22 protein-coding genes are annotated in these 21,603 nt (G+C 65.2%); 13 read left to right on the plus strand and 9 right to left on the minus strand.

What is annotated here, in order from left to right:
• The first annotated feature begins 63 nt into the window (after positions 1-63).
• Positions 64-318: a type II toxin-antitoxin system VapB family antitoxin gene (locus ABID59_RS36740; protein WP_148755119.1), complete on the plus strand. Its 255-nt coding sequence runs from the start codon at positions 64-66 to the stop codon at positions 316-318.
• Positions 318-722, plus strand: coding sequence for a type II toxin-antitoxin system VapC family toxin (locus ABID59_RS36745; protein ID WP_148755118.1), 405 nt, complete (start codon positions 318-320; stop codon positions 720-722). Before ABID59_RS36740 ends, ABID59_RS36745 begins: the two co-directional genes overlap by 1 nt.
• An 18-nt stretch (positions 723-740) precedes the next feature.
• On the opposite strand, the gene thpR is transcribed toward ABID59_RS36745, so the two are convergent.
• Together thpR and ABID59_RS36755 are read right to left on the minus strand one after the other, a co-directional pair.
• Positions 741-1,277 carry an RNA 2',3'-cyclic phosphodiesterase gene (gene thpR / locus ABID59_RS36750; protein WP_148755117.1) on the minus strand — a complete coding sequence of 179 codons (537 nt, stop codon included), beginning with the start codon at positions 1,275-1,277 and terminating at the stop codon, positions 741-743.
• Positions 1,278-1,452: 175 nt separating this feature from the next.
• Complete coding sequence (locus ABID59_RS36755; RefSeq protein WP_187435309.1) at positions 1,453-2,088, minus strand: arylesterase; 636 nt, start codon at positions 2,086-2,088, stop codon at positions 1,453-1,455.
• Between the two features lie 55 nt (positions 2,089-2,143).
• Here ABID59_RS36755 and ABID59_RS36760 point away from each other — a divergent pair, with 55 nt between their 5' ends.
• The 4 genes from ABID59_RS36760 (at position 2,144) to ABID59_RS36775 (ending at position 7,257) form a co-directional block, all read left to right on the plus strand.
• Positions 2,144-2,866 carry an ABC transporter ATP-binding protein gene (locus ABID59_RS36760; protein WP_148755116.1) on the plus strand — a complete coding sequence of 241 codons (723 nt, stop codon included), beginning with the start codon at positions 2,144-2,146 and terminating at the stop codon, positions 2,864-2,866.
• Positions 2,863-5,433, plus strand: coding sequence for an ABC transporter permease (locus ABID59_RS36765; RefSeq protein ID WP_354086592.1), 2,571 nt, complete (start codon positions 2,863-2,865; stop codon positions 5,431-5,433). Before ABID59_RS36760 ends, ABID59_RS36765 begins: the two co-directional genes overlap by 4 nt.
• 273 nt (positions 5,434-5,706) lie before the next feature.
• The gene (locus ABID59_RS36770) at positions 5,707-6,498 is read left to right on the plus strand and encodes a Bax inhibitor-1/YccA family protein (RefSeq protein ID WP_148755114.1); all 792 of its coding nucleotides are present in this window, start codon (positions 5,707-5,709) and stop codon (positions 6,496-6,498) included.
• 228 nt (positions 6,499-6,726) lie between these two features.
• Complete coding sequence (locus ABID59_RS36775) at positions 6,727-7,257, plus strand: GNAT family N-acetyltransferase (protein ID WP_354086593.1); 531 nt, start codon at positions 6,727-6,729, stop codon at positions 7,255-7,257.
• A gap of 110 nt (positions 7,258-7,367) precedes the next feature.
• On the opposite strand, the gene ABID59_RS36780 is transcribed toward ABID59_RS36775, so the two are convergent.
• The 3 genes from ABID59_RS36780 to acnA form a co-directional block, all read right to left on the minus strand.
• A complete protein-coding gene (locus ABID59_RS36780; protein ID WP_148755112.1) occupies positions 7,368-7,739 on the minus strand; it encodes a DUF2794 domain-containing protein in 372 nt (123 codons plus the stop codon).
• 519 nt (positions 7,740-8,258) lie between these two features.
• Positions 8,259-9,038 carry a DUF1223 domain-containing protein gene (locus tag ABID59_RS36785; RefSeq protein WP_148755111.1) on the minus strand — a complete coding sequence of 260 codons (780 nt, stop codon included), beginning with the start codon at positions 9,036-9,038 and terminating at the stop codon, positions 8,259-8,261.
• A 230-nt stretch (positions 9,039-9,268) separates the two neighbouring features.
• The gene (gene acnA / locus ABID59_RS36790; protein WP_148755110.1) at positions 9,269-11,989 is read right to left on the minus strand and encodes an aconitate hydratase AcnA; all 2,721 of its coding nucleotides are present in this window, start codon (positions 11,987-11,989) and stop codon (positions 9,269-9,271) included.
• A 243-nt stretch (positions 11,990-12,232) separates the two neighbouring features.
• On the opposite strand from acnA, the gene ccmA reads away from it, so the two are divergent.
• From ccmA to ABID59_RS36815, 5 genes are all read left to right on the plus strand, one after another.
• Positions 12,233-12,835, plus strand: a complete 603-nt coding sequence (gene ccmA, locus ABID59_RS36795; RefSeq protein WP_354086594.1) for a heme ABC exporter ATP-binding protein CcmA — start codon at positions 12,233-12,235, stop codon at positions 12,833-12,835.
• Between the two features lie 277 nt (positions 12,836-13,112).
• The gene (gene ccmB, locus ABID59_RS36800; RefSeq protein WP_148755108.1) at positions 13,113-13,781 is read left to right on the plus strand and encodes a heme exporter protein CcmB; all 669 of its coding nucleotides are present in this window, start codon (positions 13,113-13,115) and stop codon (positions 13,779-13,781) included.
• Positions 13,782-13,857: 76 nt separating this feature from the next.
• Positions 13,858-14,589: a heme ABC transporter permease gene (locus tag ABID59_RS36805; protein WP_354086595.1), complete on the plus strand. Its 732-nt coding sequence runs from the start codon at positions 13,858-13,860 to the stop codon at positions 14,587-14,589.
• On the plus strand, positions 14,586-14,771 hold the full coding sequence (ccmD, locus tag ABID59_RS36810; RefSeq protein WP_148755106.1) for a heme exporter protein CcmD: 186 nt from the start codon (positions 14,586-14,588) through the stop codon (positions 14,769-14,771). Before ABID59_RS36805 ends, ccmD begins: the two co-directional genes overlap by 4 nt.
• The gene (locus tag ABID59_RS36815; RefSeq protein WP_148755105.1) at positions 14,768-15,361 is read left to right on the plus strand and encodes a DsbE family thiol:disulfide interchange protein; all 594 of its coding nucleotides are present in this window, start codon (positions 14,768-14,770) and stop codon (positions 15,359-15,361) included. The genes ccmD and ABID59_RS36815 overlap by 4 nt, the downstream gene beginning before the upstream one ends.
• Positions 15,362-15,497: 136 nt before the next feature.
• Here the strand turns inward: ABID59_RS36815 and ABID59_RS36820 are convergent, their stop codons facing one another.
• Both ABID59_RS36820 and ftsY read right to left on the minus strand, forming a co-directional pair.
• Positions 15,498-16,100, minus strand: a complete 603-nt coding sequence (locus tag ABID59_RS36820) for a septation protein A (RefSeq protein ID WP_148778471.1) — start codon at positions 16,098-16,100, stop codon at positions 15,498-15,500.
• Between the two features lie 127 nt (positions 16,101-16,227).
• Positions 16,228-17,175, minus strand: coding sequence for a signal recognition particle-docking protein FtsY (gene ftsY / locus ABID59_RS36825; RefSeq protein ID WP_354086596.1), 948 nt, complete (start codon positions 17,173-17,175; stop codon positions 16,228-16,230).
• Between the two features lie 47 nt (positions 17,176-17,222).
• Between ftsY and ABID59_RS36830 the strand changes: the two genes are divergently transcribed.
• Positions 17,223-17,924 (plus strand): RluA family pseudouridine synthase, encoded by a 702-nt coding sequence (locus tag ABID59_RS36830; protein ID WP_354086605.1) that lies wholly within the window; start codon positions 17,223-17,225, stop codon positions 17,922-17,924.
• A 104-nt stretch (positions 17,925-18,028) separates the two neighbouring features.
• Positions 18,029-19,138 carry a DUF2336 domain-containing protein gene (locus ABID59_RS36835; protein WP_354086597.1) on the plus strand — a complete coding sequence of 370 codons (1,110 nt, stop codon included), beginning with the start codon at positions 18,029-18,031 and terminating at the stop codon, positions 19,136-19,138.
• A gap of 168 nt (positions 19,139-19,306) precedes the next feature.
• On the opposite strand, the gene mtaB is transcribed toward ABID59_RS36835, so the two are convergent.
• Complete coding sequence (gene mtaB, locus ABID59_RS36840) at positions 19,307-20,560, minus strand: tRNA (N(6)-L-threonylcarbamoyladenosine(37)-C(2))-methylthiotransferase MtaB (RefSeq protein WP_354086598.1); 1,254 nt, start codon at positions 20,558-20,560, stop codon at positions 19,307-19,309.
• A complete protein-coding gene (gene dapF / locus ABID59_RS36845; RefSeq protein WP_148756088.1) occupies positions 20,560-21,435 on the minus strand; it encodes a diaminopimelate epimerase in 876 nt (291 codons plus the stop codon). Before dapF ends, mtaB begins: the two co-directional genes overlap by 1 nt.
• Positions 21,436-21,603: the final 168 nt, after the last annotated feature.

Here is a 21,603-nt window from a genome sequence, read left to right on the forward strand (position 1 = left end):
CGGATCTATTGTTGCGCTCAACTGGGCTAGAATATACCTATTGAGGAACCAAGGAACCTCAGCATGGCACTTAGCATCAAGGACCCCGAAACGGAGCAATTGGCCCGGAGCCTGGCGCAATTGACCGGCGAGAACATCACGACAGCAACCAGGCGCGCCATTGAGGAGCGATTACGCCGGCTGGGCGGTCAAACTCACAAAGACGCGTTACTGCAGGACATGGCCGAGATCAGGCGACGCTGGAGCGAAATGCGAGTCGTGGATGACCGCACGCCCGAGGAAATTCTCGGATATGACGAGCATGGATTGCCGCGCTGATGGTGATTGATACGTCGGCGATCGTGGCAATCGCGCTCAACGAAGACGATGCAGCAGATATTGAGCGACTGATCGTGGATGATCCGATCCGCCTGATCTCCGCGGCAACCGTACTTGAAGCAACTATGGTGATCGAGACGCGACTGGGCGATGCGGGTGGCCGCGAGTTCGACCTTTGGCTCGTCAAGATCGGCGCCGAGATCGTGTCGGTCGATGCCGGACAAGCCGATGCAGCACGGCGCGCGTGGCGGCGCTACGGGAAGGGGCGTCACGCCGCGTCGCTCAACTACGGTGACTGCTTTTCGTACGCGCTGGCCATCACCCGCAGCGAACCATTGCTGTTCAAAGGCGAGGACTTTGCGAAGACCGACATCAACCGATCGGGCGTGGCGCCGCTGCGATAGCGCGCCGAGGTGAAGACCTTACTCGCACAGCTCGTAGGCGTCCTCGACCACATACGGGCCGCCGCCGGTCGACGCGCGGGACGAGAACAGCACGAACCGCTCGGCCGTGAACGCCTTGCTTGGAAAATAGCCGCGTAGCGACAGATAGTCGGCGACGTCGCGGTCGGTGGCGTCATGCAGCCGGGCCAGCGTGACATGCGGAATGAATTTGCGCCCTTCGGGATCGAGGCCGATCCGCTGCATCAGGCGCTCGAGCTCGGCCTGCAACTCCATCAGCGGCTTGCTCGGCGCGATGGTGGCAACCACCGCGCGCGGCTTGCGGCCGCCGAAGCTTTGCAAGCCCTGCACTTTCACTTCGAAAGGCTTGCGGTCGACGCGAAACAGCATCGATGCGATCTCGTTGGCGGAGACGCCGTCGATATCGCCGATGAAGCGCAGGGTGACGTGATAATTTTCGGGATCGATCCAGCGGGCGCCTGGAAGGCCACCTCGCAAATTGGAAAGCGTCTGGCAGACCTCGGCCGGGATTTCCAGACCAGTGAACAAACGCGGCATCGTTTCGCACTCCCGATGCTTGGGCATGATCCGAGGGTAAGGATCATATCCAAATTTTAGAGCCGGCGACGAATCATCTGTACTTCAATTCCTATCGCAGTTGTGTGACTCTGCGAAGAGTGCCCGAGGCTACACCGGGAAAACCCTGGTTGTCAGGGTTGGCGCTGCCTGCTTTTCAGCGGCGTTGCTCGCCGATCGTGCGCAGGAATGCCTCTACCGTGGGCAGCATGTTGTCGACGATGATGTCGACGCCTTCGGCAGTCGGGTGAATGCCGTCGGCCTGGTTGAGCTTGGCGTCGGCCGCGACACCGTCAAGGAAGAACGGATAGAGCGGCACGTCGAACTGTTTCGCCAGATCCGGATAAATCGAATTGAAGCGCGCGCCATAATCCGCGCCCAAATTCGGCGGCGCCTGCATCCCACACAGCAACACGGCGATCTTGCGCGCCTTGAGACGCCCGACGATGTCGGTCAGCGCCGCGCGCGTCAAGCCGGGGTCGATGCCGCGCAGCGCGTCATTGGCGCCGAGCTCGACGATGACGCCCTCGGTTCCGTCGGGCACCGACCAGTCGAGCCGGTCGCGGCCCCCCGACGAGGTGTCGCCGGACACGCCTGCGTTGGTCATGTCCACGGCTATACCTTTGGCTTGCAAGGCTTTTTGCAGCCTGGCCGGAAACGCGTCCTGGGCCGGAAGGCCGAGACCGGCACTCAAGGAATCGCCCAAAACAACAAGCTTGATCGGCTTGGTCGCTTCTGCCCAAGCCGGGTTCACGACCGTCATCAAAGCGAGCATCAACACGGCTATGTGCATGAAGAATCCGTAACGCCTCTCGACCGCGCGTGCGGAGTTGCCATATGACCGGACCATGGACAGTCGCATCGAATCCTCTTCGCTCGCCGGCACCGCGCCGGACACCATCGCCATCTCCAACGTCAATCTCTCATTGGGATCGGGGGCGGCACGCGTTCACATCCTCAAGGATATCAGCCTGCGCGTCGGCTCGGGGGAGACGATCGGCCTGATCGGCCCGTCAGGCTCGGGCAAATCCACGCTGCTGATGGTGATGGCGGGGCTGGAGCGTCCTGATAGCGGAGAGGTGGTGGTCAACGGCACGCCTTTCAATGCCCTCGACGAGGACGCGCTGGCCCGCTTCCGCGGCCGCCAGGTCGGCATCGTCTTCCAGTCCTTCCATCTGATCCCGACCATGACGGCGCTGGAGAACGTCGCCGTGCCGCTCGAGCTCGCCGGCAATCCCGATGCCAACAAGCGCGCAGCCGAGGAGCTGCAATCCGTCGGGCTCGGTGATCGCCTGCATCATTATCCAACGCAGCTCTCCGGCGGCGAGCAGCAACGCGTGGCGCTTGCGCGCGCGCTGGCACCCGATCCCGCCATCCTCGTCGCCGACGAGCCGACCGGCAATCTCGACGAGACCACGGGAAAGCAGATCATCGATCTGCTCTTCACCAAGCATGCCGAGCGCGGCATGACGCTGGTGCTGGTCACGCACGATTCCTCGCTCGCGCATCGCTGCGATCGCGTGATCCGCCTGCGCTCGGGCCGCATCGACACGCAGACGACCAAAGCATGAGCATTGCTGTCGAACCGATTGCGAAGCCGAACGGCGTCGCACTGTCGCTGCGCTACGCGCTGCGCGAATTGCGCGGGGGCCTGCGCGGCTTCTACGTCTTCATCGCCTGCATCGCGCTCGGCGTGATGGCGATCGCCGGCGTCGGCTCGGTGTCGGCGAGCCTGAGCGACGGCCTCGCGCGCGAGGGGCGCACGCTGCTCGGCGGCGACGTCTCCTTCGTGCTGTTCCAGCGCGAGGCCAAGCCCGAGGAAGTTGCCTTCCTGCGCTCGCGCGGCACCGTCTCCGTGGCCTCCACCCTGCGCGGCATGGCGCGCTCGGCCGAGGGCAAGCTGGCGCTGGTCGAGATGAAGGCGGTCGACGATACCTACCCGATGCTCGGCCAACTCACGCTGGCGCCGCAACTGCCGCTGACCGAGCTGCTCGCGGAGCGCGACGGCGCCTTTGGCGCCGCCGCCGATCCGACGCTTCTTGCGCGTCTCTCCCTCAAGATCGGCGACCGCGTCACCATCGGCTCCGCGACCTTCCAGATCCGCAGCAGCGTCGAGGCCGAGCCCGATAAGCTCGCCGGCGGCATCGGTTTCGGCCCGCGCTTCCTGATCAGCGAGGCCGCCCTGCGCGCCACCGGCCTGATCCAGCCCGGCAGCCTGGTGCGCTGGGTCTACCGGGTGAAGCTGCCGGATAGCGCCAACAGCGACCGTGCCACCGATGCCTTCATTGCGGACGCGCGCAACGCGGCGCCGCAGGCCGGCTGGGAAGTCCGCAGCCGCTCCAACGCCTCGCCACAGCTCGAGCGCAATATCGGCCGCTTCACGCAATTCCTGACCCTGGTCGGGCTCGCTGCGCTTTTGGTGGGCGGCGTCGGCGTCGCCAACGCGGTGAAGAGCCATATCGACCGCCGGCTCGAGGTGATCGCGGCCCTCAAGGCCGTTGGCGCCACGGGGCGCGACGTGTTCGGCATCTATCTCGCGCAGGTCGTCCTGCTCGCCGGGATCGGTTCGGTGATTGGCCTGGCGCTCGGCGCGGCGATGCCGTTTGCCATCGTCGGCCTGTTCGGCAAGCTGTTGCCGCTGCCGGTGGTGCCGGCCGTGCATGCCGGCGAGCTCGCGCTGTCCTTTGTCTACGGCCTTTTGACCGCGCTCGCCTTCGGCCTGTGGCCGCTTGGACGCGTGCACGACGTGCCGGTCGCCGCGCTGTTCCGCGACACCATCGCTGCCGAATGGCATCGGCCGCGGTGGAGCTACCTCGCTTTCATGGGCGTCGTCGTCGCGCTGCTGGTTGCGGTCGTGATCGGCCTGTCCTTCGACAAGCGCATCGCGGCGGTGTTCGTGGCCTCCTCCGTCGTCGTGTTCGCAGTGCTGCGCGGTGTCGCCGCCGTGCTGATGGCCATCGCGCGACGGCTGCCGCGCACGCGCTTCACCATGCTGCGGCTTGCGATCGCCAACATCCACCGGCCGGGCGCACTGACGCCCTCGGTCGTGCTCTCGCTCGGTCTCGGCCTTGCCGTGCTCGTCACCATCACCCAGATCGACGGCAATCTGCGCCGGCAGTTTTTGGCGGCGCTCCCGGACCATGCCCCGTCCTTCTACTTCATCGACATTCCGAGCACCCAGGCCGCACCGTTCGACGATTATCTGCGCCAGATCGCCCCTGGCGCGAAGGTCGAGGACGTGCCGATGCTGCGCGGGCGCATCGTCGGTGCGCGCGGCGTCCGCGCCGAGGACCTCAAGCCCACCACCGATTCCGAATGGGTGCTGCAGAGTGACCGTGGCCTGACCTACACCGGCGAGCTGCCGAAGGGCTCCAAGGTGGTCGAGGGCGAATGGTGGGGCGCCGACTATTCCGGCCCGCCGCTGGTCTCGATGGAGAAGAAGATCGCCGACGGCCTCGGCCTCAAGCTCGGCGACGAGGTCGTGGTCAACGTGCTCGGCCGCGACATCCCGGCGAAAATCGGCAATCTCCGCACCATCGACTGGCAGGGGCTCGGCATCAATTTCGTGCTGGTGTTCTCGCCGAACGCCTTCAAGGGCGCGCCGCATACCCACATCGCGACGCTGACCGAAGCCGGCGGCGATGCGACCGGCGACGGCAAGATCATCAAGCAGGTGGCGGATGCCTATCCGATGGTGACGAGCGTGCGCGTGCGCGAGGTGATGGAGACGGTCGGCGCGGTCGTGACCAACCTCGCGCTCGCGATCCGCGGCGCCAGCGCCGTGACCCTGATCTCGGCGATCCTGGTGCTGGGCGGCGCGCTCGCCGCCGGTCACCGCCATCGGGTCTATGACGCGGTGATCCTGAAGACGCTGGGCGCCACGCGGCTGCGGCTGCTCGGCGCTTATGCGCTCGAATATCTCCTGATCGGGCTCGCCACCGCCGTATTCGGCGTGATCGCCGGCAGCATCGCGGCCTGGATGATCGTAACCCGGCTGATGACGCTGACCTTCGTCTGGCAGGCCGGCAGCGCGGCCGGCGTGGTGGCCGCCGCCCTGATCGTCACCGTCGGGCTCGGGCTCGCCGGCACGCTGCTGGCGTTGAACAAAAAGCCTGCCACGGTGTTGCGCAATTTGTGACAAAAGGTAGCGGGAGGCTGCGCCGGACCGGAATCGCGCGATTCCCCGCGCTTAACCACGTCTGCTCGTCAGGATTGCGCGCCAAGGGCGACATTCGGCCGCGCGTGGACGGTTGCACCGAATGTGTTAGTTTCCCACATATCGGATGGGTTCGGAGCCCCGATTGTTAGCCAAATTTAATGTCGGCAGACATCGGTATCCGAGATAGAGTTTGACGAACCGGCGGCATGGCGACCCTCATGCCGGACCGGGCCAACCAACGGGAATTCGACCATGTCGGACCTAGACCGCAATTACGCTTCTCCTTTCGGCAGGGCCGCCGGGCGTGTTGACGCCGCGACGGTCGATGCCGGTCTGCGCGCCTATATGCTGCGCATCTACAACTACATGAGCATTGGCCTCGCCATCACTGGCCTCGCCGCACTCGGCGTCTACATGGCTGCCGTGACCGACGTTCCGACCGCGGAAGCCGTCCGCGTCGGCAAGCTGTTCCTGACGCCGTTCGGCTACGCGATGTTCGTGAGCCCGCTGAAGTGGCTGTTCATGCTGGCGCCGCTCGCCATGGTGTTCGTGATCTCGGCTGGCATCAACCGTCTCGCCCCCTCGACCGCCCAGATCCTGTTCTGGGTGTTCTCGGCGCTGATGGGCATCTCGCTGTCCTCGATCTTCCTGGTGTACACGCACACCTCGATCGTGCGGGTGTTCTTCATCACCGCGGCGACCTTCGGCGCGCTGAGCCTCTACGGCTACACCACCAAGCGTGACATGAGCGGCATGGGCTCGTTCCTGTTCATGGGCCTGATCGGCATCATCATCGCGAGCCTGGTGAACCTGTTCCTGGCCAGCACGGCGCTGCAGTTCATCGTGTCGGTGGTCGGTGTGCTGGTGTTCGCGGGCCTCACCGCCTGGGATACGCAGCGGCTGAAGAACGACTACATCTACGGCTACGCTTCGGCCGGCGGCGACATCGCCGAGCGCGCGGCGATCTCCGGTGCGCTGTCGCTGTACCTGAACTTCATCAACCTGTTCACGCTGCTGCTGCAGCTCCTCGGCCAGCGCGACTAAGCGCCAGACCTGAGAGAACGGATCCGAACCCCGGCCGCGAGGCCGGGGTTTTTGTTTGGGGCCGAGCTGTCCCCACAAACACCGTCATTGCGAGCGAAGCGAAGCAATCCAGACCCCCCGCGGATGCATTTCTGGATTGCTTCGTCGCAAGGGCTCCTCGCAATGACGGAGTGCGTGGAAACACCGTTGCCTCTTCCAGCCGCCGCACGAACGCTCTAATCTTCGCCCATGTCCACACCCGATATCAGGCCCACAACCGAGGCCGACCTTCCCGCCATTACCGCCATCTATCAGCAGGCCGTCCGCGAGGGCACCGCGACGTTCGAGATCGAGCCGCCTGACCTCGCCGAGATGATGCGCCGCTATTGCACGCTGGTCGACGGCGGCTATCCCTATTTCGTCGCCGTCCTCGACGGCCGCGTTGCCGGCTACGCCTATGCCGGCGCCTACCGGCCCCGCCCGGCCTACCGCTTCACGGTCGAGAACTCGATCTATCTCGATCCCGCCTTCCACCGCCGCGGCATCGGCGCGCTGCTGCTGGAGCGGCTGATCATCGAATGCGAGGCGCGCGGCTTCCGCCAGATGATCGCGGTCATCGGCGATTCCGCCAATGCCGGCTCGATCGGCGTGCATACCAGAGGCGGCTTCAAGATGATCGGCACGCACCCGAATGTCGGCCTGAAGTTCGGCCGCTGGCTGGATACCGTGATGATGCAGCGCGACCTCGGCGAGGGCGCGAGCACCGTGCCGGCGAAATAACCCGGACTCGTAGGGTAGGCAAAGCGTAGCGTGCCCACCGCGGCGATTGAGGAGAGATGGTGGGCACGGCGCTTTGCGCCTTTGCCCACCCTACTGCAGCGTTGGTGTGGCTACACCACCGCCAGTTTCCGGTCGATCACCAGCAGCACGCGGTCGAGCTCGTGGCCGCGGCGCAGGATCAGGCCGGTCGCCGCGATCACGCTGTACATGCCCTGCTTGCGGGCCAGTCGCGGATCTTTCTCGATGCGGTAGATCGGCACTTCGGAGGCGCGGCGATAGACCGAGAACACCGCGCGGTCCTTCAGGAAGTCGATGGCATAGTCGCGCCACTCGCCGTCGGCGACCATGCGGCCGTAGAGATTGAGAATTCGGCTCAACTCGAGCCGGTTGAACGTCACCCGGCTCAGTTGGGCATTCGCAGCGGCGGGGCGCGCCACTGCGCGCTGCTCGCTCGGATCGGCATCCTCCGGCGTCAAGCTCATGCAGCGCCTCCTGTCGCATCAGCACGACCCGCCTCCGCGAAGACCGTCCCCGGAGCCGCGGATCATGACAATGGCATGATTGCGCCAACTGTTCCCCGCCGCAAGAGGCTCTTGAAGGGCTCTTTTGGAGCGCTCTTGAAGGACCGTGGCTTATCTCGCGGACCGGTTGCGAATCATGACACATGCAACGGTGGAACTCCTCAGCGGCAAACCGTCACGGGATCGTTAGCAGGAATCACAGGATCGCCGCTTTTCCGCCCACCGCCCGCCGCCCTGCACTGCGAAAAGACCTCTGTGCGTTGACCCGGTCCTTTCGGTTCCGGATTCCTCAGCCCCCAGCCCCCCGGGGTCGAACAGGATCGGGTCTGTACGCGCGACAAGGAGGGCCAACGCAAGTTGGTCCTTTTTTGTTTGTGTCGGGGTGTCGCTGGCCGCAATTGCGCACCGTAGTTCGCGCTTCGCGCGCCCCGGAATGACGACAGACAAATTGTCTTGAGACGATCTTGAGCGCGCGTCGCTTCAGTGCAGTGACGTGTACGCCGCGCCCAGCATCGCGCCCGGCTTCTCGCGGCTGCCGTCCTGGACATAGACCACCGCACCATCGACGCCATCGCGCGAGGTGAGGTTCTCAAGCGGCACCGTCCAGGTTTCCGGATGTCCGTTCCAGTCGCCGACCTTGAGCAGATTGCGCACCACGTTGTGGTAGGTGATCTGCTGTCCGCGATTCTCGCCGCGGCTGATCTCGATTGGCACCGATTTCGCAATCGAGCAGATCCAGACCTCGCCATGCGAGATCGCCGGCTCGTTGCCCGCGGCCACCGATACATTGATCTGCTTGCCTGCCAGCGACATCGTCACCGGCACGCTCATCACGCCAGTGCCCCTGTCGGTCTTGCCGATCGCGCTTTCGATGCCGGCCCGATCGCTGCCGATGACATGCACAGCGCCATTGACCACGACCTGCGGCGTGTAGACCTCGCGGTCACCGCGCATGCGTGAATAGGCGCGCTGCCGCGCCGAGAAACGCGAATCTGCCAGCGTGTCCTTCCAGCCGAGATAGTCCCAATAATCGATCGGCATGCTCAGCGCGATGATCGAGGGATCCTTGGCGAGGTCGCCGATGACCTTGTCGGCGGGCGGGCAGGAGGAGCAGCCCTGCGAGGTGAAGAGCTCGACCACGGCGCGGGGATCGGCCTGGGCGGGACGGATGACGGCGACGATTGCGCAGATGCCCAGTGCTCCCGACCAGAGTGCGCCGGACCATCGCGAAACCAAATGAGAAGCCATCATTCCAGTCATGTCGAACGTCACATCTCGTCTTCGTGGAGGGATATCCTATCGCCCGATGGTCACCGTAGTCTTACGGGCACGGCGGTCTTACGGGCATGGCGCATTCCGCCCGATGCGAAGTGTCCGCCGGGTGGGCCCATCTGAAGCATGCCGTAATGCACGAAGGCGGCCTTGTGATAGGCCGCCTTTGTTTAACCTTCTACTCACGTCGCAGTGAGCCACCGTTCACAAATTCGCGCTCAGGCCGCGAGCTTGCGCAGCACATAATGCAGAATGCCGCCGTTCCGGTAATAATCGAGCTCGTCCAGCGTATCGATGCGGCAAAGCAGCGAAACGCGCCGCAATGAACCGTCCCCGGACACAATCTCCGCGGTCAGCTTCTGGCGCGGCCTAAGGTCGCCGACGAGGCCACGCAGCGTGACCTTCTCGTCGCCCTTCAGGCCGAGCGACGACCAGGAGGTGCCGTCCTCGAAGGTCAGCGGCAGCACGCCCATGCCGACCAGGTTGGAGCGATGGATGCGCTCGAAGCTCTGGCAGATCACGGCGCGCACGCCGAGCAGACGCGTACCCTTCGCAGCCCAGTCGCGCGAGGAGCCGTTGCCGTATTCGGCGCCGGCGAACACCACCAGCGGCACCTGCTCCTGCTGGTACTTCATCGCGGCGTCGTAGATCGACATCTGCTCGCCGTCGGGCCAGTGCTTGGTGAGACCGCCCTCGGGGATGTTTCCATCCGCGCCCTTGAGCATGAAGTTCTTGATGCGGATGTTGGCGAAGGTGCCGCGCATCATCACCTCATGGTTGCCGCGACGCGTGCCGTACTGGTTGAAGTCGGCGGGCCGCACCTGGTGCTCGCTGAGATATTTGCCAGCGGGCGAGGTGAGCTTGATCGAACCGGCCGGCGAGATGTGGTCGGTGGTGATCTTGTCGCCGAACATGGCGAGGATGCGCGCCTCGACGATATCGGTGACCGGCTCCGGCTCCTTCTTCATGCCGTCGAAATAGGGCGGGTTCTGCACATAGGTCGAAGACATGTTCCAGCGATAGGTCTCGCTCTCGACCGTCTTGATCTTGCGCCAGTTGGCGTCGCCCTTGAACACGTCGGCATACTTCTTCTTGAAGATCGCCGCGGTCACGAACTTCTTCATGAAGGCGTTGATCTCCTTCGTCGTCGGCCAGATGTCCTTCAGATACACCGGCTTGCCGTCCTTGCCTTCGCCGAGCGGCTCGACGGCGAGGTTCTTGGTGACGCTGCCGGCGAGCGCATGCGCGACGACCAGCGGCGGCGAGGCCAGATAGTTCGCCTGCACGTCCGGCGAGACGCGGCCTTCGAAGTTGCGGTTACCCGAGAGCACAGCAGCGGCAACGATGCCGTTGTCGTTGATCGATTTTGAGATCTCCTCCGGCAGCGGGCCGGAATTGCCGATGCAGGTGGTGCAGCCGAAGCCGACGAGGTTGAAGCCGACCTTGTCGAGATCGGCCTGCAGACCGGAATCGGCGAGATAGCCCGCGACCACCTGGCTGCCCGGAGCGAGCGAGGTCTTCACCCACGGCTTGGCCTTGAGGCCCTTGGCCGCTGCGTTGCGCGCGAGCAGGCCGGCACCGATCAAGACGCTCGGGTTCGAGGTATTGGTGCAGGAGGTGATGGCGGCGATCACGACGTCGCCGTGGCCGATCTCGAAGTTCTTGCCTTCGACGGCGAAGCGCTTGTTGGGTTCGTCGGTCTTCTTGTATTCGGTACCGAGCGCGAGCGAAAAGCCTTCGGCGACCGAAGGCAGCGCGATGCGGCCTTCGGGACGCTTCGGACCGGCCATCGACGGCACGACGTCGGCGAGATCGAGCGTCAGCGTTTCCGTGAACACCGGATCGGCCGACTTGGCGGTGCGGAACAGCCCTTGCGCCTTCGCATAGGCCTGCACCAGCGCGACGCGCGGTGCGGCGCGGCCGGAGGTCTTGAGGTAGTCGATCGCGGCGGCGTCGACCGGGAAGAAGCCGCAGGTCGCGCCATATTCCGGCGCCATGTTGGCGATGGTCGCCTTGTCGGCGACGGAGAGATTGTCGAGGCCGGGGCCGAAGAACTCGACGAACTTGCCGACCACGCCGAGCTTGCGCAGCATCTGCGTGACGGTCAGCACGAGGTCGGTCGCGGTGACGCCTTCCTTCATCGCGCCCTTCAGCTTGAAGCCGACGACGTTGGGCAGCAGCATCGACAGCGGCTGGCCGAGCATGCAGGCTTCCGCCTCGATGCCGCCGACGCCCCAGCCGAGCACGGCGAGACCGTTGACCATGGTGGTGTGGGAGTCGGTGCCGACGAGCGAGTCGGGATAGGCGACCTCGAAGGTGCCGGTCTTCTTGCCGACCGTCATCTTCTCCTTCTTGGTCCACACCGTCTGGGAGAGATATTCGAGATTGACCTGGTGGCAGATGCCGGTGCCGGGCGGCACGACGGAGAAGTTCGAGAACGCCTTCTGGCCCCACTTCAGGAACTCGTAGCGCTCCTGATTCTGCTTGTATTCCTCGATGACGTTCTTGCCGAAAGCCTTGTTGTCACCGAAGAAGTTCACGATCACGGAATGGTCGATGACGAGATCGACGGGGACCAGCGGGTTGATCTTCTCGGCATCGCCGCCGAGGCTCTGCATCGCGTTGCGCATTGCGGCGAGGTCGACCACCGCCGGCACGCCGGTAAAATCCTGCATCAGCACGCGCGCGGGACGGAACGCGATCTCATGCTCCAGCGACTTCTTCCGCAGCCACTTCGAGACCGCGACGATGTCCTCCTTCTTGACCGAGCGCCCGTCCTCGTTGCGGAGGAGATTCTCGAGCAGGACCTTCATCGAATAGGGGAGTTTCGAAATTCCCTTCAGACCATTCTTCTCGGCCGTGGGCAGACTGTAATAGACATAGGTCTTGGCGCCGACCTTGAGGGTCTTTTTGCATTTGAAGCTGTCGAGCGAGGTCATGTAGGAAATCCCAATTGTTAGTTATACCCGGCAAGGGGTATCGTAACACCGTCAGCGCAGCAGGTTAGGTCGCTTGCAGGGGCAGGTTGAGTTGCTGCATCAAGTAGTTCCGGGCTTATAGAAGCTTTCTAACCGCGCCGCCACAGCCACAATCGTACCGCAGCAATTCGCGAGCCAAAAATTCTGATGCGCTACCCCCAGTTTTCCTGAGGCCCGGCTTTGAGCGGGTTGAAACGAGGCGAGATGCGGCTCTCTGGACAGGGGCTCACCTGCGTGCGGGGCGGTCGCGAGGTATTTTCCGGGCTGGACTTCGAGGCGGCCTCCGGCGACGTCGTGGCGGTGGTAGGCCGCAACGGATCGGGCAAGACCTCGCTGCTGCGGCTGATTGCCGGCCTGCTCATTCCGGCTGGCGGCAGGATCGTACTCGACGGGGGCGACGCCGAAATGACGCTGCCCGAGCAATGCCACTATCTCGGCCATCGCGATGCCCTCAAGCCGGCGCTGAGCGTGGCGGAAAACCTGTCATTCTGGGCTGATTTTCTGGGGGGCGAGCGCTGCGGCGCCGCTGAAAGCCTCGCCACCGTCGGCCTCGACCACGCCACCGATCTGCCCGCCGCCTTCCTGTCGGCAGGCCAGCGACGCCGGCTCTCGCTGGCCCGGCTGCTGACAGTCCGCCGCCCGGTCTGGCTGCTGGACGAGCCGACCAATGCGCTGGATGTCGCCGGCCAGGACTTGTTCGGCGGCCTGATGCGCGACCATCTGGCGCGCGGCGGCCTGATCATCGCGGCGACGCATACCGCGCTGGGTATCGCGGCGCGGGAGCTGCGGATCGGGGGGATGGTGTGAATCCGATCGACCCTCAGCTTTCCAAGTGGCCGGGCGCCGCCCTCTTCGTTCCCTCCCCCCTTGTGGGGGAGGGTCAGGGAGGGGGGTGCCACACGGCAGCGCCTCTCGGCTCTAGCGCGCGGGAAGCAGGCGCTCTGTTGCTGGCGGCCTATCTCCGACGAGCACGTTCCCCGCGGCTACCCCTCTCCCCAACCCTCCCCCACAAGGGGGGAGGGAGCGCAGTTTGCTTGGGGCATGAGCCGGGCTCTCATGGCCGCCTCTCCGCCGGAGCCCCCCCATGACCGCCCTCGCCGCCCTGATCCGCCGGGACATCCGGATCGCGCTCCGCGTCGGCGGCGGGGCGCTGATTGGCGTGCTGTTCTTCCTCACCGTGGTGGTGCTGATGCCGTTTGCGGTGGGGCCGGACCTGGCGCTGTTGTCGCGGCTGGGGCCTGCCATCCTCTGGCTCGGCGCCCTGCTGGCCAGCCTGCTGACGCTGGACCGGCTGTTCATGGCTGACCATGAGGACGGCTCGCTCGATTTGATCACGATGAGCCGGACGCCGCTGGAACTGGCCTGCGCGGCCAAGGCGCTGGCGCATTGGCTGGCCGCGGGCCTGCCGCTGATTGTCGCAACCCCCGTGCTGGGCCTGTTGCTCAACCTCGACATGGCCGCGACCGGTGCCGTGGCGCTGACGCTGCTCGCCGGCACCCCGGCGCTGACATTTACCGGCATGATCGGTGCGGCACTGGCGGTGACGCTGCATCGTGGTGGCCTCTTGATGGCCGTCCTGGTCCTGCCGCTATCGATTCCCGTGCTGATCTTCGGCGTTGCGGCCTCGCAGGCCGCGATCACCGGGCCATTGTCATTCGGCGCGCCGTTCTCGATCCTCTGCGCGCTGTCGCTGGTCAGCCTCATCGTAGGCCCATTCGCGGCGGCGGCGAGCCTGAAGCATGGACTGGACTGACCTTGACCCCGATCAACTTTCGCTGCGCACTTTGATGCTGATTGCGTGAGCGCGGACCTGCGATTATCAGGATAGGATGACGCTGATCGATCTCGCCAACCCCACACGGTTCCTCGCGCTGAGTGCGCGGGTGGTGCCGTGGCTTGCGGCCGCGACCGTCATCCTGCTCGCGATCGGCCTTTATCAATCCGCTCTCGCGCCCGACGACTATCAGCAGGGCGCGACCGTGAAGATCATGTTCATCCACGTGCCCAATGCGTGGCTCTCAATGTTCGTCTGGGGCGTGATGAGCGTCGCCTCGCTCGGCACGCTGGTGTGGCGGCATCCGCTCGCCGACGTCGCCGCCAAGGCCGCGGCACCGATCGGCGCCAGCTTCACCTTCCTCGCGTTGCTCACGGGCTCGCTATGGGGCCGGCCGATGTGGGGCACTTATTGGGAATGGGATGCGCGGCTGACCTCGGTGCTGATCCTGTTCCTGATGTATCTCGGCCTGATGGCGCTATGGCGCGCGGTTGAGGATCCCTCGCGCGCGGCACGCGCAGCGGCCGTGCTGACGCTGGTCGGTGCGGTCAATCTGCCGATCATCAAATTCTCGGTCGACTGGTGGAACACGTTGCATCAACCGGCCTCGGTGATGCGCATGGGCGGCTCGACGCTCGACAAGTCGTTCCTGATTCCGCTCCTGGTGATGGCGGTCGCATTCACGCTGCTGTTCGTCACACTGCATCTGGCGGCGATGCGCAACGAGATCTTGCGCCGCCGCGTCCGCTCGCTGCAGATGATGCAGGCGAGCCAGAAAGCCGCATGACGATGTCGCTTGGTCCCTATGCGTCATTCATTGTGACCTCCTATGCTGCCGCCGCCATCGTCGTCGCGATCCTGATCGGCTGGGTCGTGCTCGATTATCGCAACCAGGCCCGACGTCTGCGCGAGCTCGATCGCAGCGGCGTCACGCGCCGCTCGGGCCGCAGCGCGGTGGATACACCATGAGCGAGCAATCGACCCCCGCGACGCCGCCGCGACGCACCTTCCTGATGGTGCTGCCGCTGCTCGCCTTCGTCGCCCTTGCCGTGCTGTTCTGGTTCCGGCTCGGCAGCGGCGATCCTTCGCGAATTCCCTCCGCGCTGATCGGCCGGCCCGCGCCGCAGACCACGCTGCCGCCACTTGAGGGATTGCAAGCCGACAGCGTGCAGGTGCCCGGGCTCGACCCCGCTGCGTTCAAGGGCAAGGTCAGCCTCGTCAATGTCTGGGCCTCCTGGTGCGTGCCCTGTCACGACGAGGCGCCGCTGCTGACGGAGCTTGCCAGGGACAAGCGCTTCCAGCTCGTCGGCATCAACTACAAGGATGCACCCGACAACGCGCGGCGCTTCCTCGGCCGTTACGGCAACCCGTTCGGCCGTGTCGGCACTGACGCCAATGGTCGCGCCTCGATCGAATGGGGCGTCTATGGCGTGCCTGAGACCTTTGTCGTCGGCCGCGAAGGCACCATCGTCTACAAGCTGGTCGGCCCGATCACGCAGGAGAATTTGCGGACGGTGCTGCTGCCGGAGATGGAGAAGGCGTTGAAGGCGGGATCTTAGTACGATCTCGTGCCCCGGACGCAGCGCAGCGCTTCTTCAGCGATGCGCTGCAGAGCCGGGGCCCATGCCGCCGCGACCGCGCTTCTAGAGAGAGCCTGGGTCCCGGCTCGCGCTTCGCGCGTCCGGGATCCGAGAATTACCCCTTCCTCACATCTCCCGCCTCGGCCTCGCTGGTCTCCAGCGACACCGGCTCGACGCCGTAGCGCTTGGTCAGCGGCATCTGGGCGATGGCGAAGATCATGGTCAGCGGGGTGACGCCGAACACCTTGAAGTTCACCCAGAAATCCGTGCTCTGGGTGCGCCAGACGATCTCGTTCAGCACCGCCATGCCGGCGAAGAACAGCGCCCAGCGCAGCGTCAGTATGCGCCAGCCCTGCGGGGTCAGGTTGAACATCTGGTCGAACATCACGGCGATGAAGGAGCGGCCGAACAGCAGGCCGCCGCCGAGGATCGCGGCGAACAGGCCGTAGATGATGGTCGGCTTGACCTTGATGAAGGTCTCGTCGTGCAGCACCAGGGTCAGCGTGCCGAACACCAGCACGATCACGCCGGTCACGATTGCCATGATCGGGATGTGGCGCGTCACCACATAGGAGGCGATCATCGCCGCCACGATCGCGACCATGAAGGCGCCGGTCGCGGCGAACAGATTGAACTTCGCATTCACGAAGAAGAACACGAGCAGCGGACCGAGCTCGGTCGCAAGCTTGAACAGCGGATGCGGCTGGGTCTTGTCCATTACCTGACCTTTGTTGTTGTCATGCCCCGCGAAGGCGGGGCATCCAGTACGCCGCGCCGCTGGTTGTAGACCACAGGCGGCTCGGAATACTGGATCCCCCGCTTTCGCGGGGGATGACGAAGGAAACCTACGATTCGATTCCGGCGATCGCACGAGCGAAATCGCGCGCGGTGAACGGCGCGAGATCGTCGACGCCTTCGCCGACGCCGATGAAATGCACCGGCAGCTTGAATTTCTCCGCGAGCGCCACCAAAATGCCGCCGCGCGCGGTGCCGTCGAGCTTGGTCATCACGAGGCCCGTCACCCCTGCGGTGCGATGGAAGGCCTCGACCTGCGACAGCGCGTTCTGGCCGACGGTGGCATCGAGCACGAGCAGCACCGCATGCGGCGCCGAAGCGTCGACCTTGCGGATGACGCGCACGACCTTCTCGAGCTCGTTCATCAGCTCGGCCTTGTTCTGCAAGCGGCCGGCGGTGTCGACCAGGAGCACATCGATGGCCTGCTCCTTCGCCGCCGTCAGCGCATTGAAGGCGAGACTTGCCGAATCCGAGCCCTGCGCACCCGCGATGACCGGCGTCCTGGTGCGCTCGCCCCAGACCTTGAGCTGCTCGATCGCTGCTGCGCGAAACGTGTCGCCGGCGGCCAGCATCACCTTGCGGCCTTCGGACGCGAATTTTTGCGAGAGCTTGCCGATGGTGGTGGTCTTGCCGGAGCCGTTGACGCCGACCACGAGGATCACGAACGGCTTCCTGCCCGCATCGATCTCGAGCGGCTTGGCCACCGGCGCCAGCACCTTCTCGACCTCGATTGCGACCACGTCCTTGACCTCGTCGGCCGAGATCGCCTTGTCGTAGCGCCCGGTGCCGACCGCATCCGCGATCCGCACCGCGACCGAGGTGCCGAGGTCGGCGCGCAGCAGCACATCCTCGATGTCGTCGAGCATGGCGCGGTCGAGCTTGCGCTTGGTGACGAGATCGGCGACCGCGGTTCCGAGCGAGGACGAGGTGCGCTTCAGCCCGTTGGACAGGCGGCGCCACCAGCTCAGCTTGGAGGTCTCGGGGGTGGTATCGTTCATGGTGGCGGTGTGTTAGCCGTTCCCGCTGTTAAACGAAAGTCTTGCAATTGCTCGATGTTCCCGAATTGACCGCTGACGAGATTTTGGCGCGCGTGCTCCATCGCGACGGGCTGATGCTGGTCATCGACAAGCCGTCCGGTCTGCCGGTGCATCGCGGCCCCAAGGGCGGCGCCAATCTGGAAGCCTCCTTCAACGCGCTCTGTTTCGGCCTGCCGCGGCCGCCGGTGCTGGCCCATCGGCTGGACAAGGACACTTCCGGCTGCCTCGTGCTCGGCCGCCATCGCAAGGCGACCGCCTCGCTCGGCCTGCTGTTCAAGCACGGCAAGATCGGCAAGACCTACTGGACCGTGGTCGAGGGCGGCCCTGCCGAGGACGTAGGCACCATCGACATGCCGCTCGGCCGGCTCAATGCGGAGCGCGGCTGGTGGCAGAAGCCTGACCCGGAGGGGCAGAAGGCCGTCACGAACTGGAAGGTGATGGGCCGCGGCGAGGGCTTCACCTGGCTCGCCATGGAACCGGTGACGGGGCGGACCCATCAATTGCGGGTGCATTCGGCTTCGACCGGCTGGCCGATCTTCGGCGATAACATATACGGCCGCGGCCCGCGCTTCGGCGAGCCGAAGCTGCACCTGCATTCCCGCGAGATCGTGGTGCCGATCTCCCGGAACAAGGAGCCGGTCCGCGTCGTCGCACCGGCCCCGCCCCACATGCATGAGAAGCTCCGCGCCTGCGGCTGGAACGGGGAATAACCCCTTCCCCGAGCCATGGTTTACGAAACGTTCAGTGCTCGTCTCTAATGATAACGGTTGCTTAGAACAAGCTTCCGTCATCCGCTCAGGACGAGCAGCGCGTCATGTCCAATGCCGAACTATCGATCATCGACGAGGTTGAAGCCGCCATTCTTCTCGGTTCGGCGGAAAAGGGCCTCGAAACGGCCCGGCGCGTCACCGACCTGTTCCTGTCCTCCGCCGGAAGTTTTGACGACGAGCAGATCGCGCTGTTCGACGACGTGCTCGAGCGCCTGATCGGCACCATCGAGCTGCGCGCCATCGCCGACATGGGCGCGCGCGTTGCGCTCGCCGAAATCAGCGCCCAGCTTGCGCCGATCGCGCAGGCCCCGCCCTCCGTCATCCGCCGCCTCGCCAACAATGACGAGATCCGCATCGCCGGCCCCGTGCTGCAGGAATCCGCGCGCCTCGACGACGGCGAGCTGGTGAAGATCGCATCATCCAAGGGCGAGCCGCATCTGCTCGCGGTCGCCGGCCGCTGGTGGCTGAAGGAGATCGTCACCGACGCGCTGCTGGCGCGCCGCTATCCGAGCGTCAGCCGCCGTCTCGCCGCCAATCCCGGCGCGCGCGTTTCGGGCAACGGATTCACCGTTATTGTCGGCCAGGCCGAGTCCGATCCGGAGCTCGCCGTCAGCGTCGGCGTCCGCGTCGACCTGCCGTCGGAGCTGCGCCGCCAATTGCTGCGCTCGGCGACGGACACGGTTCGCACGCGATTGCTATCACGCGCGCCGCCCGATCTGTTCGATGAAATCCAGAGCGCGATCGCCGCCGTCACCGTCGGCGTCGCGCGCGAGATGTCGGGGGTCCGCGATTTCGAGGGCGCCAAGCGCGCGATCGCGAATCTCAAGGCATCCGGTCAGCTCAATGAGGCGACGCTGCTCGGCTTCGCCAGGCAGCGGCGCTACGAAGAGGCCGTGGCCGCGTTGGCGGTATTGTCAGGGTCGACGGTCGAGGTGATTCGCCCGCTGATGCAGAGCCTGCGCGAAGACGGCCTGCTGGTGCCGTGCAAGGCGGCGCAGCTGAGCTGGGAAACCACCGCCGCCGTGCTCGAAAGCCGCTTTGCGACAGGTGCAATGAAGCCGGCGGATGTTGCGAGGGCGCAGAGCAATTTTGCACGGATGTCGCCGGAGAATGCACGACGTACGCTGCGCTTCTGGCAGGTCCGGGCGTCGTAATTTTCCCTCTCCCCTTGTGGGAGAGGGTGGCTCGCCGCGCAGCGGCGAGACGGGTGAGCGGTCTCTCTCCGCGTGTGAGTCTCTCGCAACAGAGGTCGCTGAAGCAACCCCTCATCCGGCGCTTCGCGCCACCTTCTCCCACAAGGGGAGAAGGGAAGAGACAGCGGATTATGTCGTCAGCCGCTCGCCATCGCTGCCGGCAATCGTGAGCGGCACGACGCTCCCCACGCGCTTGCCCGCAATCGCCACCGGCAGATAGTGCTCGGTGCGCCCCTGGCCATCGCTCTCGATCAGCACCTCACGCGTCGCGCCGATCTCGGCTTGCAGCCGCTGCCGCAACGCTGCCTCGCCCACTGCGCGCAGCCGCTTCGCACGCGCCTTGATCGCTCCGCCGGCGACCTGCGGCATCCGCGCGGCCGGCGTGCCGGGGCGCGGTGAATACGGGAAGACGTGCAGGAACGTCAGGCCGCACTCCTCGACCAGATCAAGCGAGCGGGAAAACATCTCCTCGGTCTCGGTCGGAAAGCCCGCGATGATGTCGGCGCCGAAGACGATGTCCGGCCGCAGCCGACGCACCTGATCGCAGAAGAGGATCGCATCCTGCCGCGAATGCCGTCGCTTCATGCGCTTCAGGATCATGTCGTCGCCGGATTGCAGCGACAGGTGCAAATGCGGCATCAACCGCGCATCATCGGCGATGGCATCCAACAGATCGCGATCCGCCTCGATCGAATCGATCGAGGAGATGCGCAACCGCTTCAGCTCCGGCACGTGCCGCAGGATCTGCCTGGTCAGCAGGCCGAGCTTGGGTGCGCCCGGCAGATCGGCACCGTAGCTGGTGAGATCGACGCCGGTCAGCACGATCTCGGCATGGCCGCGCTCGACCAGCGCCCGCACCTGATCGACCACCGCGCCCATCGGCACCGAGCGCGAATTGCCGCGGCCGTAGGGAATGATGCAGAAGGTGCAGCGATGGTCGCAGCCGTTCTGCACCTGCACGAACACGCGCGGCAGGCCGCCCGCATAGCCGTCGATCAGATGCGGCGCCATCTCCTTCACCGCCATGATGTCGCTGACGGCGATCTTCTCGCTTGTGCCGAGATCGAAGGCGTCGCGCGCCTCGCGCCAGGCGTCGCTGCGCATCTTGTCGTCATTGCCGACGACGCGATCGACCTCGGCCATGTCCGCGAACATGCTGCTTTGTGTCTGCGCCGCGCAGCCGGTGACGACGATGCGTGCACCGGGCCGTTCGCGCTTCAACTTGCGGATCGACTGGCGCGCCTGCGCCACCGCCTCGTTGGTGACGGCGCAGCTGTTGATGACGATGGTGTCTACGAGCCCCGCGCCCTCCGCCTCGCGGCGGATCACCTCTGCCTCGAAGGCATTGAGGCGGCAGCCGAAAGTGACGACCTCGACAGCCATTACCCGGCCGGCGCGAACAGCGCCGGATCGAAATTGCCTTCGTATTCGAAGGTCGCGGTGCCCGTCATCAGCACGTGGTCGTCGCGCTCGCGCCATTCGATGCCGAGCTTGCCGCCGGGCAGCGTCATCTCGACCTTGCGGTCGGTGCGCTTCAGGCGCGCAGCCGCAACCGCAGTCGCACAGGCCGCCGAGCCGCAAGCCCTGGTGAGACCCGCACCGCGCTCCCAGGTGCGCATCGTGATGTGCTCGCGATCGACAATGTGGGCGAGCGTGATGTTGGCACGCTCGGGGAAAATCGGATGATTCTCCAGCAGCGGACCAAAGCGCTCGAGATCATAGGCGTTGACGTCGTCGACCCAGAAGATCGCGTGCGGATTGCCCATGCTGACCACGGACGGCGAATGCAGGATCGGCTTGTCGATCGGCCCGATCTGCAATTCGATGTAGCGGGTGTCGCGAAACTCTTCCGCCAGCGGAATATCCTGCCATCCGAATTTTGGCGCGCCCATGTCGACGGTGTAGAGATCGGCTGCCGGGCCCTGCCAGGCATTGAGCAGGCCGGCCGCGGTCTCGAAGGTCGCCGTGGTCTGCCCGCTCTTCCCAAAAATCTGCCGCACCACGCAGCGCATGCCGTTGCCGCAGGCGCCGGCTTCCGAGCCGTCATTGTTGTAGATGCTGATGAAGGCTTCGGTACCGTCGAGCCGCGGCTTCTGAAGCACCATGAGCTGGTCATAGGGCACGCCGCCCTCCGCGGAGGCTACCGCGCGGGCGTCGTCCGGCGTGACCTTCCCGGCGGAATCGCGCATGTCGACAACGACGATCTCGTTGCCGATGCCGTTCATCTTGGCAAAAGCGTGGTTGGCCAGCGCGCTCATGAAAATTCCCGAATTTCGCCCGCCTTATATGGCGATCCTTGCCGGCTTGGCCAGTGTTTTGCCGTCGAGACCAGGACGCCCACCATGACGCCTGCCATGACGCATCTGTCATGGGACGAATTCGGCGCTCGCGTGTTAGAACGGCGCAGTTCGCGCGAACCGGGATGC

The organism is Bradyrhizobium sp. S3.3.6, assembly GCF_040546905.1.
GTDB classification, from domain to species: domain Bacteria; phylum Pseudomonadota; class Alphaproteobacteria; order Rhizobiales; family Xanthobacteraceae; genus Bradyrhizobium; species Bradyrhizobium cytisi.

Bases quoted from the DNA above. Each gene is read 5' to 3' on its own strand.
- ABID59_RS36740 (WP_148755119.1), top strand. From the start codon at position 64: ATGGCACTTAGCATCAAGGACCCCGAAACGGAGCAATTGGCCCGGAGC.
- ABID59_RS36745 (WP_148755118.1), top strand. From the start codon at position 318: ATGGTGATTGATACGTCGGCGATCGTGGCAATCGCGCTCAACGAAGAC.
- thpR (WP_148755117.1), bottom strand. From the start codon at position 1,277: ATGCCGCGTTTGTTCACTGGTCTGGAAATCCCGGCCGAGGTCTGCCAG.
- ABID59_RS36755 (WP_187435309.1), bottom strand. From the start codon at position 2,088: ATGCACATAGCCGTGTTGATGCTCGCTTTGATGACGGTCGTGAACCCG.
- ABID59_RS36760 (WP_148755116.1), top strand. From the start codon at position 2,144: ATGGACAGTCGCATCGAATCCTCTTCGCTCGCCGGCACCGCGCCGGAC.
- ABID59_RS36765 (WP_354086592.1), top strand. From the start codon at position 2,863: ATGAGCATTGCTGTCGAACCGATTGCGAAGCCGAACGGCGTCGCACTG.
- ABID59_RS36770 (WP_148755114.1), top strand. From the start codon at position 5,707: ATGTCGGACCTAGACCGCAATTACGCTTCTCCTTTCGGCAGGGCCGCC.
- ABID59_RS36775 (WP_354086593.1), top strand. From the start codon at position 6,727: ATGTCCACACCCGATATCAGGCCCACAACCGAGGCCGACCTTCCCGCC.
- ABID59_RS36780 (WP_148755112.1), bottom strand. From the start codon at position 7,739: ATGAGCTTGACGCCGGAGGATGCCGATCCGAGCGAGCAGCGCGCAGTG.
- ABID59_RS36785 (WP_148755111.1), bottom strand. From the start codon at position 9,038: ATGACTGGAATGATGGCTTCTCATTTGGTTTCGCGATGGTCCGGCGCA.
- acnA (WP_148755110.1), bottom strand. From the start codon at position 11,989: ATGACCTCGCTCGACAGCTTCAAATGCAAAAAGACCCTCAAGGTCGGC.
- ccmA (WP_354086594.1), top strand. From the start codon at position 12,233: ATGCGGCTCTCTGGACAGGGGCTCACCTGCGTGCGGGGCGGTCGCGAG.
- ccmB (WP_148755108.1), top strand. From the start codon at position 13,113: ATGACCGCCCTCGCCGCCCTGATCCGCCGGGACATCCGGATCGCGCTC.
- ABID59_RS36805 (WP_354086595.1), top strand. From the start codon at position 13,858: ATGACGCTGATCGATCTCGCCAACCCCACACGGTTCCTCGCGCTGAGT.
- ccmD (WP_148755106.1), top strand. From the start codon at position 14,586: ATGACGATGTCGCTTGGTCCCTATGCGTCATTCATTGTGACCTCCTAT.
- ABID59_RS36815 (WP_148755105.1), top strand. From the start codon at position 14,768: ATGAGCGAGCAATCGACCCCCGCGACGCCGCCGCGACGCACCTTCCTG.
- ABID59_RS36820 (WP_148778471.1), bottom strand. From the start codon at position 16,100: ATGGACAAGACCCAGCCGCATCCGCTGTTCAAGCTTGCGACCGAGCTC.
- ftsY (WP_354086596.1), bottom strand. From the start codon at position 17,175: ATGAACGATACCACCCCCGAGACCTCCAAGCTGAGCTGGTGGCGCCGC.
- ABID59_RS36835 (WP_354086597.1), top strand. From the start codon at position 18,029: ATGTCCAATGCCGAACTATCGATCATCGACGAGGTTGAAGCCGCCATT.
- mtaB (WP_354086598.1), bottom strand. From the start codon at position 20,560: ATGGCTGTCGAGGTCGTCACTTTCGGCTGCCGCCTCAATGCCTTCGAG.
- dapF (WP_148756088.1), bottom strand. From the start codon at position 21,435: ATGAGCGCGCTGGCCAACCACGCTTTTGCCAAGATGAACGGCATCGGC.